Below are 14,782 nucleotides of genomic sequence, written 5' to 3' on the forward strand. Positions count from 1 at the left end.
TTCTCCATCCCTCCAAAAAGGTGTAATTTGTAATTTTCTAATAAAATTTATGAATAATACAGGTGTAATATTTTTTGTATTTAACTATTTTTATATATATTTGTATTATATCAATGCCAAATAAACTTTTATCTGACTGAATTATTATGAAAGCTTGCAACAAAAGAATAAGCGCCCAGTCAAATACTACTGTCCGTTCTGGAGAAGATAGACTTAAAGGTTTAGCAATAAATACTTTCTTTTTATTTTTTATCCTTACCAGCTTAACCAATCAGGTCAATGCTCAGGATCCTCAGTTTAGCCAGTTCTTCGCTGCTCCTTTGTATTTGAACCCTGCCTTCACGGGTACTACCAAAGAACATCGTTTTGTAGCCAATTATCGGAATCAATGGAGAAATGTAGCAAACGGATATGTGACTTATGCGTTTTCCTACGACTACAATATGAGAGATGCGAGAAGTGGTTTCGGCCTGATGGCCACAGCCGATAAAGCTGGTGCCGTAGAAATGGGAACCAAGAGTGTAGGCTTCTTATATTCTTATAAGATTAAACTGTCAAACAACTGGATCTTAACGCCCGGTCTCCATTTTGCATATGGTAGCAGAGGTATTGATAAAGATAAAGTAGTGTTACTGGATCAATTGTCTTACGGAGACGCTACTATCGCTTCAAATGACCCTTTGGTATTCTCACTAAAAGACCACGACTACTTCGACTTCGGATCAGGCTTATTGTTGTATAGCAAAACCTTCTGGATAGGGGCTTCTGCTTTCCACATGAATCAGCCTAACATCAGTATGATAAGTGATAACAGTGAGCTTGCTATGAAAACTTCTATACATGGAGGAGCTAGAATAAGACTATATAACGGTCCTTTCCGTAGAAATATCGTACCTAGTATCGCTCCATCTTTTATTCTGAAAAAGCAGGGAAGCATAGAGCAGTTAGATCTTGGCGTTAACTTCCACTACGATCCTGTAATGTTCGGGATGTGGTATCGTGGTATGCCCTCCAAACAGAATTTAGAGGAAAAAAATATAAGCCAGGATGCTCTTATTTTCTTAGTGGGTATGAAGCATAAGCAATTGGAGTTTGGCTATAGCTATGACGTTACACTCTCTTCCTTAGGACCTACTTCAGGTGGTGCGCACGAAGTGTCTTTGACCTATCATTTGCATAACCCCAATCGTCGTCGTCCTAAAGTAAAATATAAAGATATTCCATGCCCTACTTTCTTGCTGGATAATTAGAAAAAAGGATGAAATTTCTCAATCGCTGAAATGCTCTTTATTCCAGCCTTGATCGTTAATCTTCCACAAACATAATTATGAGTCGCTTATAGTCAACATAACATTTTGCTTCTTTAATCATACTAACTGAACTATCCATGCCCATTACTTTATAACTTTTATCATGGATTTGAGCAGTCAGCTGCCCGCTTCCATAACCTGCATCCGGTATACGTTCGCCTGCTTTGGGAGCTAACAAATCAGTCAGGCTTTCACCATATTGATATACATAGGCATGTTTACTATTATATAGAATAGGAATTCAGGCAGTCACTGTTTTATGGTGTTATATTAATAAATAATAAAATTAACCATAACGCTATAAGAGCACTATAATACTTAAGAAACTACTCAGCTTCCTTGAGTAATTTGATGGACTCAGAATTGATACAATAGCGTAATCCGCTGGGAGCAGGCCCATCAGGAAATACGTGTCCGAGATGACAGTCGCATACATTGCACATCACTTCTACTCTCACCATCCCAAAGGAATTATCTTTCTCGTACTTAATTACATTATCTTTTACCGGCTCGGTAAAACTGGGCCAGCCTGATCCTGACTCAAACTTTTCGGAAGAATCAAATAATATGGTCTCGCAACAGATACAGGCATATTGTCCCGGTTCGTGTGCATGACAGAGCGCACCAGAAAAAGCCGCTTCAGTACCTTTAAGACGAGCTATTTTATACTGTTCTGGCGTAAGTTGAGCTTTCCACTCTTCATCCGTTTTTTCTACTCTTTTGTCAGGCTTCGGGCTTCCCTGATTGGCATATCTGATTACATCATTCCAGTTTATCATATTCTTTAATTTTACGTAATTAATTTTCACATCCGGCTAATTTGTATTACCTGAATGAGCAGGATATGTTCAGTTAAAATGTGTTTTTTTCAACTCACCTTCTGATCAAAGCGGCGCATAGCTAACAAACCCAGTACCGGCCCAACCGCCAGAAACACATAAATATAGGTAGGCTCAATATGCTCTAACAACATACTCAGCAATTGAATACTTAATATAGTGATAGAGAAGCCCAGGCAATTGACAATCGTAAGCGCGGTGCCCCGGGATGCTGCCGGAGCGTTCTGAGCCACCAAGGTTGAAAATTGTGGGGAGTCCGCAACAACTAACATTCCCCAAAACAGCAAAAAAATAATAAGGACAACAGAGGGTAGATAAAACGCAAGTGGGGAAAGTATACAGCAGATACATGAACCTAGAAGTGCGAAATAAGCAGCCTTTTTGCTACCGTACTTCTGAGAAAAATATCCGCTAGCGACACATGCCAAACCTCCTATCGCAATGGTATAAAAAGAGAGCATGGATGTGCTCCACTTTATCTCGGTATGCAATTGCTGATAGCTTAGTAATAGTACAGGCACAAAAGCCCAAAAAGCATACAGCTCCCACATATGGCCAAAGTATCCAAAAGCAGCCAGACGGAAGCGACGATTCTTAAAAACTTTAAAAAAAGCGCTAAGATCAGGCGTTTTAGAAAACTTACGATGCGGTCCGTCGGCTACCAAAAAAAGTATCAACAATCCACCTATGAAGGACATGGCCGAGGTAATCACAAAAATAAATCTCCAGGGCAGTGACAGGTTCAGGCTCTTCAGCAGGTGAGGGAAAGCAGTGCCTATCACCAATGCTCCTACCAAAAAGCCTAAAGCTTTGCCTAATCCTTCATGGAAGTAATCTGAGGCGATCTTCATACCTACCGGATAAATACCTGCCAGAAAGAAACCGCACATGAACCGTAGCAGAAGTACTGTCAATTCTGATTGCCCTTCTATGATCAATCCGAGATTAGCTGCACCCGCTGCCAAAGCACTAAAAAAGAATACTTTTGAAGGAGAGAAGCGATCTGAGAGCGTCAGAAAAGCATAGCTTAAAGTACCTACAATAAAGCCAAACTGAACGGAAGAAGTAATATAGCCCAGGTCAGAAAGAGCGAAATTAAAAGCTTCAATAAGATCAGGCATCACTGCGTTGCCTGCAAACCAAAGTGAGGTACAGGCAAACTGAGAAAATACAATAACTACCAGTACCCAACTTCTACTACGAATCATTTTTTAACACCCTGCTTAAATGGATTTTAAATACAAATAAACACCAATACTTTGAAAATAGTAACTTGCGAACACCATCGCATGGATTATTTATCATAAATAAAGAAACCCGCTCCAAAAGGAACAGGTTTCTAGTTCTTGTCAGCGACATGACAAGTTATTGGATTATAAAAAAGAAGATGTTTGTTTACCCTATCATATTTCCATTTTTATCATAGGCAATAGTACCAGTCTGTGTACCATCAGATAGAGTGATTTCATACCTTATTTTTTCTGCTTGCTTTACTTCGTGTACTTTGGATACCTCCCAGTTGCTAAACTGCGAATCTTCAAAAGAAACCTTTACTGCTTCAGGTAATTCTTCATATTTGATTTCTTTGCGATCATCAAGCGTGACCTCTACTGAGGACTTTTCCTGTTGACTGAGATTTGCCTGTGCACCAAATGAGGCAAAAGAAAAGGTGGCCAGGGCGGCTAAAGCAATTACTGAACGTTTCATATCTAAAAAATTAATTTGTTTAAAAAATCAAATAAAAAAATACAGTATGTCTTAAGGAAATAAGCATGCCAATCGCGCCAATTTATTCATAACGTTCTTTATATCAATGACATATAAGGATATTTTCGCTTTAATACAGAAAAAATTGAACGTATATTATTTTAAGAATATGTACCCAAAATGAGGTTTTATTCTACATACTAACGGAATTTTATTCTTTCTCATCACTCAAATTGCTTTCATATGGTAATACCGAGACGTGCTGCTGTTACAGAAAAAGCTCCGTCTGTTCTTGTGATAAACTGAGTTGGCAAATCTAAGCAGAATTTACTTTACGGTTCTCCCGATGAGCAAATGGTATTTTTCACGCTACTATAAGGAATTACATTGTTCATTTAGGTTTAAAACATTTGCGCTATATGTTACTCAAATGTATTTCTCATGCGCTCTTACAGTAGGAAAAAATTCACCAGCAATCCTCCCAGCAGCCACAGATAAGAAATGATTGCCAGATACTTGAGCACAATTTCTATCGCTCCCTTATCGGCCATTTCGTGGTGGTGATGATGTCCGCCTTTATCTTTTTTTCCGAAGGCCAACCAGGCAAAAATACCCAAAATTACCAGGAAAGCGATATTAAGAAAGAATGTATAGTTGATCTCAAAATGCGACTGCTCAGCCATACTTTTCCCCCTGTCACAGGCAGTAAGCCAAAAGCGCTAAAACCGAAGTGCAGAAGAAGTGAAGTGACAAAGAGGGCGGTAAAAAGTAGGAAAAGAATGTAAAATGACATTTTCCACCCCTAGTATTTGGCATTAATCCTCAAGACAGGAAACACGACCAGGTCGCTGAAAATAAAAGCCATGATACCAGCAAAGCTAACACCATTACTATAGAGTAAAGATGCCAGGGGAATATTTCCCATTGAGCCGATAACGGTACAGAATGCTGCTACCGGACCTACTACCACATGTTCCAGCAGCGTAAAGAAACTGTATGACGTTTGATCACCTCCGGTTCCGATGAATAATGTCTCAAAAAAACTGGAAGGAACAAAGGCAGCGATAATTCCGGCCAATGTGAAACCTACTGTTACATCTTTCCATACCATATTCCACTCCATAAAATACTGCATGCTTACCTTTTTCCAGCCCTTAACAGAGGTGATTTGTTTTTTCCAGTCGGTTTTTCCATATGTGATTGTCCATCCTCGCCTAAGCGTTCCCGTACCTTTTTAATGAGCTTTTGTGGTTTGGTAAGTCTTACCACAAGCTATGAGATAAGTATCAGTAAGACTCCTCCTACATACTCTCCCACAACGAACTGCCAGGTCAGAAAGATGGAAATGATGATGCCCAGCTCAACCACAAGATTGGTTAAGATTGGTTGAAGCCAACAGAAAAGCGATAGAAGGGACGAAACCCGCCCCTTTCTTGAATAATGATTTGGTAGTTGCCAAAGCAGCGAAGCTGCATGAGCTGCTGATAAAACCAAAAAATGTCCCTAGAAATACGGCCTTGCTATCTGCCTTACCCATACTCTTTTTCATACGTTCCTGCGTCACAAAGACCTGTATCATACTGCTTACCGCATAGCCCAGAATAAATGCCCACAGTGCCATCCAGAAAAAGCCCAAAGAAGTCATGGCAGCTACGGCATACTGCTCAAAAAATGAATTCATCCGTGTGAAATTAAAGAATGCAAAAAAATAAAGACGCTATTCAATTGCCCTAACTTAAACATAGCCTATATGTTCGTCAGTGAAAAAATGACATGCTGTTACCAATTAAGCTTATCAGGCAATATACATTTTAGCTATTAGGCTGAACATAAGTTAGTGAGCTATTCATGTCTTATAAAAGTTGTAAATTAGGTTGAAAAAAAAAGGGAGGTAAACAGATGGAAGAGAGTTGGGGCATGCAAGAGTTTATGGGAAGTGCAGTAGAAGATAAACGCGAGGCAAAGAGTTTGTCACTGATGGCTGATCGTCTTTTAGCTAACCCTGAGCTTTCCTTTAGTAGTGCAGTAGGAGAGAATTTCCGTAAATCAGCCTGGCGGATATTTTCCAAACAGGAAGTAGACGTCAGCTACGGCCACTATAGGCAAACGAGCAAGCGCTGTGCCGACCAGGATGTGGTTTTGGTGAGTCAGGATACAACAGACTTGAATTATGCCAGTCATGTCGCTACTGAAGGTCTGGGCGACTTAGGCGGCAGTCATGTAAATCCAGGGCTTTGCCTGCATACGGCCATGGCTCTGAGTGAGCAGGGAACGGCTTTGGGCCTGGTAGGACAAAAGCTGTGGCCTCCCCAATCCACAGGACGTACAAAGCAGGTGCAGTTTTATCCTTTAGAAGAAAAAGAAAGTTATCGGTGGGTAGAAGCCCTACAGTGGGTGGATCAGCATTTAGCTAAAGCCAAGAAGGTGATCGTAATCTCCGACAGAGAATCTGATTTTTATGAGTACATGGCTGCTCGCCGCTCCAAACATGTAGAATTACTCTTCAGGGCACATCATCTCAACCGAAAGGTGCATTATGAGCAAGAAAAGATGCTTCTTAAAGAAGTGGTTTTTCCCAATACTACTAAAGTAGAAGTTTACCTGCCCAGGACCAGCAAGAGAAAAGAGCGTAATGCTAAGCTGCAGGTAAGCTGGGGTAAGATCACATGCCCTGTCCCTACTTATAAAAAAGGAGAAGATATTGACTTATGGGTGGTAGTAGCTCAAGAAACACATACTCCGGCAGGAGAAGAACCGCGCAGCGAACCGCCTCTGCTATGGTATTTACTCACTACCATCAATATAGAAGATCAAGCTGCTGCTTTGCTGATGATAGATTATTACCGGAAACGATGGGTGATTGAACGCTGGCATATGGTGCTGAAGAGTGGTATGCAGATAGAAAAGCTACAGTTTGATACTTTCACACGACTATCTCATGCCATTGCTATGCTCTGTATTGTAGCCTGGCAATTGATCTGGCTTAAGCATCTGGCAGCAGAAAGTGCCCAATTAGCTGCAGAGAAAATATTTGAACCGCTACAAATAGAAGTCTTAGAAAAGCATAGTGGCAGAAAAGAACTCAGTGTACAGCAGGCATTGATCATCATCGCTGCCCTGGCCGGGTTTACGCCTACTAAAAAGCAGCCCTTCCCTGGAGAAAAAACCATGTGGAGAGGGTGGGCCATCTTCTCTCAACTCTGCCATGGATACCTTCTCGCTTCGCAGATAAATTATGAGACAGGATAAGGTTAGTGAGAGAAAACCCTGCCCGGTTAACATAAAAACAAATGGCAGGATTTATGACATTTTTTAGGCTGTAAGCATTAGCTACACTATAAATTCCTTTTTTTCATCTCTTCCATAGCATAATTCGTTGCCCGGGCAGTGAGTGCCATAAAGGTCAGGGAAGGATTTTGGTTACCCACTGAAGTCATGCAGGCACCGTCAGTTACAAATACATTCTTACAAGCATGCAACTGGTTCCAGCGGTTGAGTAAAGAAGTTTTAGGGTCCCTGCCCATTCTTACTCCGCCCATTTCATGGATGTCCAGGCCGGGTGCTTGCTTGCTATCCATGGTACGGATGTTTTTGCAGCCGGACTTATCCAGCATCTCTTCGCCCTGTTCCAGAAAGTCCTGCAAAACTTTCTCATCATTGTCATCATAACCTACTGAAGTAATCAGTTGCGGGATGCCATAAGGATCTTTCTGATCTTCACTAAGACGTACATGGTTCTCTTCTTTGGGTACGGTTTCACCCTGCATCATCATGTAAACCTGCCAGTCACCGGGCTGACTGAGTTCATCTTTCCACTCTCCACCAAAACGATTTGCTTCTACCATACCCCGCTGCCAGCCCTGACGTGAAGCACTAAAAGCCACCATGTAGCCACGTAAAAAATCAGTATCCTGCTGAAAAACGTTGCGGAAAGAAGGCATAAAAGCAGTGGTAGGCCTTCGGCCATAGTAGTATTTATCTTCAAAACCTTCATAGCTGGCCAGCATACTGCCGCGATAATTATGAAAAGCCACATACTTGCCCAGTAACCCGTTGTCATTACCCAAACCTTTGGGAAAGCGGTTTGACGTGGAGTTGAGCAGAAGTAAGTTAGAATTGAGTGCTGCGGCATTGACAAAAATGATATTGGCGTAATACTCCATCATCTCTTTGGTATGAGCATCTATTACCCTTACGCCGACTGCTTTACCTTTGTCCTCATCATAAATAATAGAATGTACCACTGAGTCAGGTCTTAATGTCAGATTGCCAGTTTTAGATGCCCAGGGAATAGTGGATGAGTTAGAACTGAAGTAAGCGCCAAAAGGACAACCCCGATAACAAAGATGACGTGCCTGGCACTTGCCCCTACCCTGTTGAATATGAATTTCCTGAGGCTCGGTGAGATGGGCACAACGACCGATGATCACATGACGGTCAGCATAATTTTCTTTTACCCGCTGCTGTATGTGTTTCTCCACACAGTTCAGATCAAAAGGAGGCAAAACCTCACTATCGGGAAGGTTAGGGATATTATCGCGATTACCGCTGATGCCTACAAACTTTTCTACATGAGCGTACCAGGGTGCAAGATCATTATAACGAATAGGCCAATCTACTGCGAAACCATCCCGGGCGGGAGCTTCAAATTCATAGTTACTCCAGCGCTGTGTCTGTCTTGCCCAGATCAGTGACTTACCTCCTACCTGATAGCCCCTGATCCAGTCAAAAGGTTTTTCCTGCACATAGGGATGCTCCTTATCCTTTACAAAAAAGTGCTCGGTAGCTTCTTCAAAAGCATAGCAACGGTCTGCGATTGGGTTTTCTTTCGCAAACGCAGGCGTGAACCTACCCCGATGAGGAATCTCCCAGGGAAACTTGTTGGTGGTGGGATAATCTTTGACATGTTCTACCTGCCTGCCCCTTTCCAGCACCAATGTTTTCACACCTTTTTCGCAAAGCTCCTTGGCTGCCCAGCCTCCACTGACTCCCGAACCGATGACGATTGCATCATAGGTCATATCCTTTTTAGCGTCTCCCTGAATATACATAGCTCAATTTTTTAGCGGATAAATCTAATAAGCATTCTTCAGCAATACCAACAATATTTTTGAGGAACCTATCATTGGGAAAGAAATAATTCACCCTGCATTACCGCCACTGCCTTTCCTTTAAGCTTCACTCTCTCCCCCAGGTATTCTAGTTCCAGATCTCCTCCCCTCGCAGAAGCCTGATGTGCTTTCAGCATTTTCTTACCTAATATCTCTGACCAGTAGGGAGCCAATGTGCAATGGGCAGAACCTGTAACAGGATCTTCATTAATGCCACAGGCAGGGGCAAAAAAGCGGGAAATGATATCGTAATCAGAATGAGTAGAGCTTGCACTTACAATTATTCCCCGACAATCTATCTCTGCCATCCGGTTGAAATCAGGCTTCAGCCTTCTCACTTCTTCTACATTCTCTAAGACTACCAGATAATCGTAATCGTTCTTGCCCAAGAACTTAATTTCAGTATCAAATAATGCTTTTATTTCTTCCTGTGCTATCGCCTGAGCAGGAGTAGCGGGGAAATTCAGCACAATCTTGTCATGTTCTTTACTAGCCCTTAGTTCACCACTCAATGTATAAAATACAGCCGTCTCATCTGATGAAAGTAGCCCCATATCCCATAACAAATAAGCACTGGCCAGTGTAGCATGGCCACATAGCTCTACTTCATTAGCAGGGGTAAACCAGCGAAGATGAAAGCCCTTATCTTTTTTTACCAAAAAGGCGGTTTCCGATAAATTCATTTCGATAGCAATCTGCTGCATTAAGCTATCTTCAAGAGGTGCTGAAGTGATACAAATGGCAGCTGGATTTCCTCCGAAAAGCTTGTCTGTAAATGCATCAATTTGGGTAATTATGATCGGTTCGTTCATCATGTAGTGCGTTATATTTCTTCTATGGTGGACGTACCTTTTGCCTGGTCGCCGCTGGTCCACTGCCACTGTTCGTGCAATCTGATTCTTCCTTCAATCAGCGCTGGGCTTGATATACATTTACCTGTTTTAAATGCATTGTCTGTGCTCACATGCTGATAGCGCATTTCCAGCCGCCCGCTTTCCAGCCAGCGACCGATCATATTGCCCTGCCGTATTGTTCCTCCACTGTATGTTGCCCATACCAAATCCTGCTGCTGATAGTAATGAAAAATTGTCTCATTGCCCACATCCCCATGAGCATCATTAGATAAGGAACGAAAACGTTTGTTATTAAGATCGTATTGCATAAACTTTGCGTGTAGTGGAACAATAATAATATATTTCATCTAAGCATAACAACTTTTTTAAATATAAGCTACCATAAGTTATACATAGCTAATCTTCCATGCTAAGATTTTTAGAAGCGCTCCTGCCCATTTTTGGTGTTGTGATACTCGGCCAATTCTTTTACAGGTATAAATTTCCCGGAAAAGCTTTCTGGCCTCTGGCAGACCGGCTTACCTACTATGTTTTACTTCCTGCCTTACTGATTAGTAAAATTGCAGAGGCAAAGCTTACTGATACCAGTATTCTACCAATGGCTGGTTTATTGGTGCTGGCCACTTTTATGCTGGCGTTGACTTTAGTTTTACTGCAATTTTTTATTAAAACTTCTCCTTCTCGCTTTACATCTATATTCCAGGGTAGTATTCGGCCCAATACGTATGTAGGTCTGGCAGCGGCTAGTGCCCTTTACCATGAACAGGGACTGGCGCTTATTGCAATTGCTATAGCAGGAGTGGTGCCTTTGGTCAATATACTGAGCGTCGGTGCTTTTACGATTTATGTTCCACAAACAAACCGTAACGGGCAGCAACTGGCCCGAACATTTGTCACCAACCCCCTCATTATTGCCTGCCTGCTGGGGATAGTATTTAATATAACAGGCCTGCCAGAGACTGGAATTGAGCTACTGAATATTTTCAGCCGTGCCGCACTACCACTGGGCTTGCTATCAGTGGGAGCCGGGCTTAATTTCATCGCTTTGAGAGCTTCTATGCGCGCTATCAGCATCACAACTATCCTGAAGTTAATAGCCTTGCCCTCACTGGTTATGCTGCTTTTTTACCTTTCCGGCATTGAAGGCATTAGTCGTGAGGTAGCACTTATCTATGCTGCCGTTCCCGGGGCTATTTCTTCATATATCCTTGCCCGACAGCTGGGAGGAGACAGTGAACTTATGGCAGGAATCATTACGCTGGAAACCTTTCTGGCAATGTTCTCTATTCCCTTCTTATTATGGCTTTATACCTAAAAGAGTAATTATATAAAGGGCTTTCATAATTATTCTCTGTTTTTTGATAAATCTTTTTTTTTAAGAGAATAATTAACCGGAATACCTTATCTTAACGTTTAATTAATTATTTTAGCATTGTTATTTTTTGTCTGATCAAACCAATAAGGGTAAGTGATGATCCCCCTCCGAGAAGGATAAATTAATATTTACATTCAAGTTTGTATACGATGCACCTTAGTGAGTCTGATGTAGCTAATTATCTGATCAATAATGACTACTTCTACAAAATAGAAGAACTGGCAGAGGTGCGCAATGTCAATGTACAGATCATCATTGAAGATATTTATGATCAGCTGAACCACAATATCGGTTCATATTACCAAATATCTAAGCAGTATATGACGCATCACTGCTCCAGCACTTATTTTTTATCCCTTGCCAGCAGGATCCTGGATATGTTTTATGCAAAAGAAATAGAAGGAACTGCCCGTGGCTTCCCAATGCCTGGCAATTAATTTTTTTGTTTATGGCCAAAGAGATTGAAAGAAAATTTTTAGTCGATGAGCTTCCCGCTTTCATTACCAGCCAGTACCATGGTATAGATATCTTACAGGGTTACATTACTAACGATACTTCCGGCCGCCAAGTGAGGATCAGAAGGAAAGGGGGTAAGTATTACCTCACTGTAAAAGACAGGGGGCTTCTGGAAAGAGAGGAAGTGGAAATAGAGCTTTCAGAAGCGCAGTTTCATGCACTCTGGCCCCTCACTGAAGCGCGCAACTTACATAAAAAACGTTTTGAAGTTCCTCATGGCACCTTTACCATTGAAGTGGACGTGTTTGAAGACAAACTTTGTGGTCTGGTGATGGCTGAAGTTGAGTTTACATCTGTTCAGCAGAGCCAGCAGTTAGATGTTCCCTCCTGGTTTGGCAAAGAAGTAACCGAGGACTTACACTATACGAATAGTCATCTGGCCAGTAGCCAGCAGGTTCCGGACGTAAGGCTCTAGATTTTTTGAGAGGATACGCTCTTAATATCCACTCGCTCATACCAGTGTGAGAGCTCGGATATACATTCATAGGAACGTATCTCTTTGACCCGGTCTCCCTGCATCCCATCAAAACTTACTTCTATAAAAATCGCGTTGTCATAATAAAGACATATACCAAAAGTCTTGTACTGCTCCCGCACTACCTGAAAATCAATCAACTTACAATTTTCATAAATGTAGTTGATCTGTTCTTTAGGCTTCAATAAGTTAAAACTATAACATTCCATAGATACAAATAAGCTAAACTCTACCCTGAAGCACCAGACAAATTTTTAGCATTCCTTACAATGTAGTGGTAGTGCAGATATGCATCTAAAAATCCTGTTGGTCATAAGCAGGTTACGATTCATCCTAAAATACTGCCGCTTCAGTTGGTTAAATTATTAATCTCATGACTTGCAGACCACCTTTGTCATATATCCTAACTAACGTATATGAAAACGGTTATTATATTTCTTTTTTCTCATGCATTTTTATTTGCAAGTCAGGCTCAAACTCTCCTGCAGGGCAATATTCATGACCAACAGAATAAGCCGCTCACTGGAGCAAATGTCTATCTGCTAAACACCTATGATGGTACTTCAAGTGACTCTCTGGGTGACTTTTCTTTTGAAAGCAGCGCTGAAGGACAGCAAAGCCTGGTGGTAAGTGCCATCGGATATCAGCCTTACCAGAAAGTAATTCAAATTGGAGATACTCTCCTCACAGTTGATGTTAGACTGCAAGAAAGCAGCAGTGCCCTGGATGCAGTTACTATCACTGCCGGAGCCTTTGAGGCGGGCGAAAGCAAAAAATCAGTAGTACTGACACCTCTGGACATCGTTACTACTGCCGGAGCTCTGGGGGATATCAATGGTGCCTTACAAACGCTACCCGGCACACAAACTGTTGGAGAAGATGGCAGACTGTTTATCAGAGGCGGTGAAGGGTATGAAACACAGGTTTTTATTGATGGAATGCTGGCACATACCCCCTACAATGCCAGTGTGCCTAACTTACCTACCCGAGGCCGCTTTTCTCCTTTTCTCTTCCGGGGTACCACCTTTAGTACTGGCGGCTATTCCGCAGAATATGGGCAGGCACTTTCTTCAGCCCTGATACTGGCAACGCATGACAAAGCGGAACAAACCCAAACCGATATCTCACTGATGACAGTAGGTACAGATCTTACCCATCAGCATGCCTGGGAAAAAGCTTCAATAGCGGCTAAGGCTGAGTATGTCAATCTGAAACCCTACCAGCTTCTAATGCCCCAGGATCTGGATATGTATAAGGCCCCAGAAACTTTTGGCGGATCACTGGTGGGACGTAAACGAACTTCAAATACCGGCTTACTCAAAGGCTATGTGAACTATAACCAGGCTGAGCTAGGCCTGCATCAAAATAATATCAATCATCTGGATAAAGCTGATAGTATTTATCTCTCTAACAATAATTTATACGCTAACCTCAGTTATCGTGAAGTTATTGGTGAAAAATGGACAGTACGTTCAGGGCTTTCCTACACTTTTGACCGACAGTACAGAAGTCTGAACGAAAATCGGATAGAAGAAGAAAAGCAGTACTGGCATGCTAAAACCGTTTTCACTTATGACTTGTCAGATGAAGTAGCGATCAGAATGGGTGGAGAACATATGGATCAGCAAACAGAGCAAAAGTATGGTCAGGACATGTATGTTGAGACCCAGAAATTTGAGCTCGGACAAAACATTAGCGCAACATTTATTGAAGGAGATATTTACCTGAGCTCTCGTCTGGTAATTCGTCCGGGACTAAGATACACTTATTCAGGCACGCAGGATCAATACGCCCTTTCGCCTCGTTTCTCCATGGCATACAAGACAAGTAAAGACAGTCAGCTCTCATGGGCATACGGGCAGTATTATCAACAAGCAATTACACAATGGCTATTACAAAAACCAGAACTTGAAGCAGCACGAGCAGACCATTACATTCTCAACTATCAGTTGGTCCGGCAGGGTAAAACTTTCAGAATTGAAGCCTACCACAAGCAATATGACCAACTGATCAAATTTGAGACTGATCCAAGCGGAAAGCCTGTCGACCTGAACAATGAAGGAAAAGGCTACGCCCGGGGCCTTGACATTTTTTGGCGGGATCGCAAGTCTATTCCTAATGGAGATTACTGGATCTCCTATTCTCTGCTGGACACAGAGCGAGATTATCTGAACTACCCTCAAGCCGCTATGCCCGGTTTTGCTTCCCGCCATAATTTCTCTGCCGTGTACAAGCATTTTATTCCGGAGGTAAGAACCCAGTTTGGAGGTAGTTATCAGTGGGCGAGCAGCCGCTCATACCATGACCCTAACCAGGAAGAATTTCAGTCGGGCAGAACCCCTTCCTACCACAACCTAAGCCTGAACGCTGCATTTCTTTACAAGCAAAATATTATTTTCTACGCTTCTATGAGCAATGTGCTGGGCACCCGTAACATTTTTGGATACGAATATGCCGAGCAGGCGGATATGAGCGGAAAGTTTGCCCGGGAGGCCATTGTACCACCCGCTCCCAGATTCTTCTTTATGGGAGTGTTCATTACCCTTAGCAAAGACCAACAAGCCAATCAGTTAGACCAACTATAAACATTACACT

At 42.1% G+C, this 14,782-nt stretch carries 17 protein-coding genes; 6 read left to right on the forward strand and 11 right to left on the reverse strand.

Annotation, left to right across the window (positions count from 1 at the left end):
* Nucleotides 1-146 precede the first annotated feature (146 nt).
* Nucleotides 147-1,250 (forward strand): PorP/SprF family type IX secretion system membrane protein, encoded by a 1,104-nt coding sequence (locus OKW21_RS19360; RefSeq protein ID WP_277482280.1) that lies wholly within the window; start codon nucleotides 147-149, stop codon nucleotides 1,248-1,250.
* A gap of 55 nt (nucleotides 1,251-1,305) precedes the next feature.
* Here OKW21_RS19360 and OKW21_RS19365 read toward each other — a convergent pair whose 3' ends face one another.
* The 7 genes from OKW21_RS19365 to OKW21_RS19395 form a co-directional block, all read right to left on the reverse strand.
* Nucleotides 1,306-1,488 carry a class I SAM-dependent methyltransferase gene (locus OKW21_RS19365; RefSeq protein ID WP_277482283.1) on the reverse strand — a complete coding sequence of 61 codons (183 nt, stop codon included), beginning with the start codon at nucleotides 1,486-1,488 and terminating at the stop codon, nucleotides 1,306-1,308.
* Nucleotides 1,489-1,636: 148 nt separating this feature from the next.
* Entirely contained in the window at nucleotides 1,637-2,089 is a 453-nt protein-coding gene (msrB, locus tag OKW21_RS19370; RefSeq protein WP_277482284.1) for a peptide-methionine (R)-S-oxide reductase MsrB, read from the reverse strand.
* Nucleotides 2,090-2,178: 89 nt separating this feature from the next.
* Nucleotides 2,179-3,357 (reverse strand): MFS transporter, encoded by a 1,179-nt coding sequence (locus OKW21_RS19375; RefSeq protein WP_277482287.1) that lies wholly within the window; start codon nucleotides 3,355-3,357, stop codon nucleotides 2,179-2,181.
* Between the two features lie 187 nt (nucleotides 3,358-3,544).
* On the reverse strand, nucleotides 3,545-3,856 hold the full coding sequence (locus tag OKW21_RS19380; protein WP_277482289.1) for a PepSY-like domain-containing protein: 312 nt from the start codon (nucleotides 3,854-3,856) through the stop codon (nucleotides 3,545-3,547).
* Nucleotides 3,857-4,305: 449 nt separating this feature from the next.
* Nucleotides 4,306-4,539, reverse strand: a complete 234-nt coding sequence (locus tag OKW21_RS19385; RefSeq protein WP_277482290.1) for a hypothetical protein — start codon at nucleotides 4,537-4,539, stop codon at nucleotides 4,306-4,308.
* 119 nt (nucleotides 4,540-4,658) lie between these two features.
* Nucleotides 4,659-4,991 carry a permease gene (locus tag OKW21_RS19390; protein WP_277482292.1) on the reverse strand — a complete coding sequence of 111 codons (333 nt, stop codon included), beginning with the start codon at nucleotides 4,989-4,991 and terminating at the stop codon, nucleotides 4,659-4,661.
* 225 nt (nucleotides 4,992-5,216) lie between these two features.
* The gene (locus OKW21_RS19395; RefSeq protein WP_277482295.1) at nucleotides 5,217-5,537 is read right to left on the reverse strand and encodes a permease; all 321 of its coding nucleotides are present in this window, start codon (nucleotides 5,535-5,537) and stop codon (nucleotides 5,217-5,219) included.
* 218 nt (nucleotides 5,538-5,755) lie between these two features.
* Here OKW21_RS19395 and OKW21_RS19400 point away from each other — a divergent pair, with 218 nt between their 5' ends.
* Nucleotides 5,756-7,105 (forward strand): IS4 family transposase, encoded by a 1,350-nt coding sequence (locus OKW21_RS19400; RefSeq protein WP_277482298.1) that lies wholly within the window; start codon nucleotides 5,756-5,758, stop codon nucleotides 7,103-7,105.
* Between the two features lie 86 nt (nucleotides 7,106-7,191).
* Here the strand turns inward: OKW21_RS19400 and OKW21_RS19405 are convergent, their stop codons facing one another.
* The 3 genes from OKW21_RS19405 to OKW21_RS19415 all read right to left on the reverse strand — a co-directional run bounded on the left by OKW21_RS19405 (nucleotide 7,192) and on the right by OKW21_RS19415 (nucleotide 10,129).
* A complete protein-coding gene (locus OKW21_RS19405; RefSeq protein ID WP_277482301.1) occupies nucleotides 7,192-8,907 on the reverse strand; it encodes a GMC oxidoreductase in 1,716 nt (571 codons plus the stop codon).
* 71 nt (nucleotides 8,908-8,978) lie between these two features.
* Complete coding sequence (locus OKW21_RS19410; protein ID WP_277482303.1) at nucleotides 8,979-9,782, reverse strand: PhzF family phenazine biosynthesis protein; 804 nt, start codon at nucleotides 9,780-9,782, stop codon at nucleotides 8,979-8,981.
* A gap of 8 nt (nucleotides 9,783-9,790) precedes the next feature.
* Complete coding sequence (locus OKW21_RS19415; protein WP_277482305.1) at nucleotides 9,791-10,129, reverse strand: avidin-fold protein; 339 nt, start codon at nucleotides 10,127-10,129, stop codon at nucleotides 9,791-9,793.
* Between the two features lie 98 nt (nucleotides 10,130-10,227).
* On the opposite strand from OKW21_RS19415, the gene OKW21_RS19420 reads away from it, so the two are divergent.
* From OKW21_RS19420 to OKW21_RS19430, 3 genes are all read left to right on the forward strand, one after another.
* Nucleotides 10,228-11,136 (forward strand): AEC family transporter, encoded by a 909-nt coding sequence (locus tag OKW21_RS19420; RefSeq protein WP_277482307.1) that lies wholly within the window; start codon nucleotides 10,228-10,230, stop codon nucleotides 11,134-11,136.
* Between the two features lie 209 nt (nucleotides 11,137-11,345).
* Nucleotides 11,346-11,633 carry a hypothetical protein gene (locus OKW21_RS19425; RefSeq protein WP_277482309.1) on the forward strand — a complete coding sequence of 96 codons (288 nt, stop codon included), beginning with the start codon at nucleotides 11,346-11,348 and terminating at the stop codon, nucleotides 11,631-11,633.
* An 11-nt stretch (nucleotides 11,634-11,644) separates the two neighbouring features.
* Nucleotides 11,645-12,127 carry a CYTH domain-containing protein gene (locus tag OKW21_RS19430; RefSeq protein ID WP_277482311.1) on the forward strand — a complete coding sequence of 161 codons (483 nt, stop codon included), beginning with the start codon at nucleotides 11,645-11,647 and terminating at the stop codon, nucleotides 12,125-12,127.
* Here the strand turns inward: OKW21_RS19430 and OKW21_RS19435 are convergent.
* Entirely contained in the window at nucleotides 12,124-12,372 is a 249-nt protein-coding gene (locus OKW21_RS19435; RefSeq protein WP_277482314.1) for a hypothetical protein, read from the reverse strand. The two genes, OKW21_RS19430 and OKW21_RS19435, sit on opposite strands and share 4 nt — an antisense overlap.
* Nucleotides 12,373-12,603: 231 nt before the next feature.
* On the opposite strand from OKW21_RS19435, the gene OKW21_RS19440 reads away from it, so the two are divergent.
* Nucleotides 12,604-14,772 carry a TonB-dependent receptor gene (locus tag OKW21_RS19440; protein ID WP_277482316.1) on the forward strand — a complete coding sequence of 723 codons (2,169 nt, stop codon included), beginning with the start codon at nucleotides 12,604-12,606 and terminating at the stop codon, nucleotides 14,770-14,772.
* Nucleotides 14,773-14,782 lie beyond the last annotated feature (10 nt).

Origin of the sequence: Catalinimonas alkaloidigena, from assembly GCF_029504655.1 — a bacterium.
Classification (GTDB): Bacteria; Bacteroidota; Bacteroidia; order Cytophagales; family Cyclobacteriaceae; genus Catalinimonas; species Catalinimonas alkaloidigena.

Coding starts and splice junctions, on each gene's coding strand:
- OKW21_RS19360 (WP_277482280.1), top strand. CDS start 147: ATGAAAGCTTGCAACAAAAGAATAAGCGCCCAGTCAAATACTACTGTC.
- msrB (WP_277482284.1), bottom strand. CDS start 2,089: ATGATAAACTGGAATGATGTAATCAGATATGCCAATCAGGGAAGCCCG.
- OKW21_RS19375 (WP_277482287.1), bottom strand. CDS start 3,357: ATGATTCGTAGTAGAAGTTGGGTACTGGTAGTTATTGTATTTTCTCAG.
- OKW21_RS19380 (WP_277482289.1), bottom strand. CDS start 3,856: ATGAAACGTTCAGTAATTGCTTTAGCCGCCCTGGCCACCTTTTCTTTT.
- OKW21_RS19385 (WP_277482290.1), bottom strand. CDS start 4,539: ATGGCTGAGCAGTCGCATTTTGAGATCAACTATACATTCTTTCTTAAT.
- OKW21_RS19390 (WP_277482292.1), bottom strand. CDS start 4,991: ATGCAGTATTTTATGGAGTGGAATATGGTATGGAAAGATGTAACAGTA.
- OKW21_RS19395 (WP_277482295.1), bottom strand. CDS start 5,537: ATGAATTCATTTTTTGAGCAGTATGCCGTAGCTGCCATGACTTCTTTG.
- OKW21_RS19400 (WP_277482298.1), top strand. CDS start 5,756: ATGGAAGAGAGTTGGGGCATGCAAGAGTTTATGGGAAGTGCAGTAGAA.
- OKW21_RS19405 (WP_277482301.1), bottom strand. CDS start 8,907: ATGTATATTCAGGGAGACGCTAAAAAGGATATGACCTATGATGCAATC.
- OKW21_RS19410 (WP_277482303.1), bottom strand. CDS start 9,782: ATGATGAACGAACCGATCATAATTACCCAAATTGATGCATTTACAGAC.
- OKW21_RS19415 (WP_277482305.1), bottom strand. CDS start 10,129: ATGCAATACGATCTTAATAACAAACGTTTTCGTTCCTTATCTAATGAT.
- OKW21_RS19420 (WP_277482307.1), top strand. CDS start 10,228: ATGCTAAGATTTTTAGAAGCGCTCCTGCCCATTTTTGGTGTTGTGATA.
- OKW21_RS19425 (WP_277482309.1), top strand. CDS start 11,346: ATGCACCTTAGTGAGTCTGATGTAGCTAATTATCTGATCAATAATGAC.
- OKW21_RS19430 (WP_277482311.1), top strand. CDS start 11,645: ATGGCCAAAGAGATTGAAAGAAAATTTTTAGTCGATGAGCTTCCCGCT.
- OKW21_RS19440 (WP_277482316.1), top strand. CDS start 12,604: ATGAAAACGGTTATTATATTTCTTTTTTCTCATGCATTTTTATTTGCA.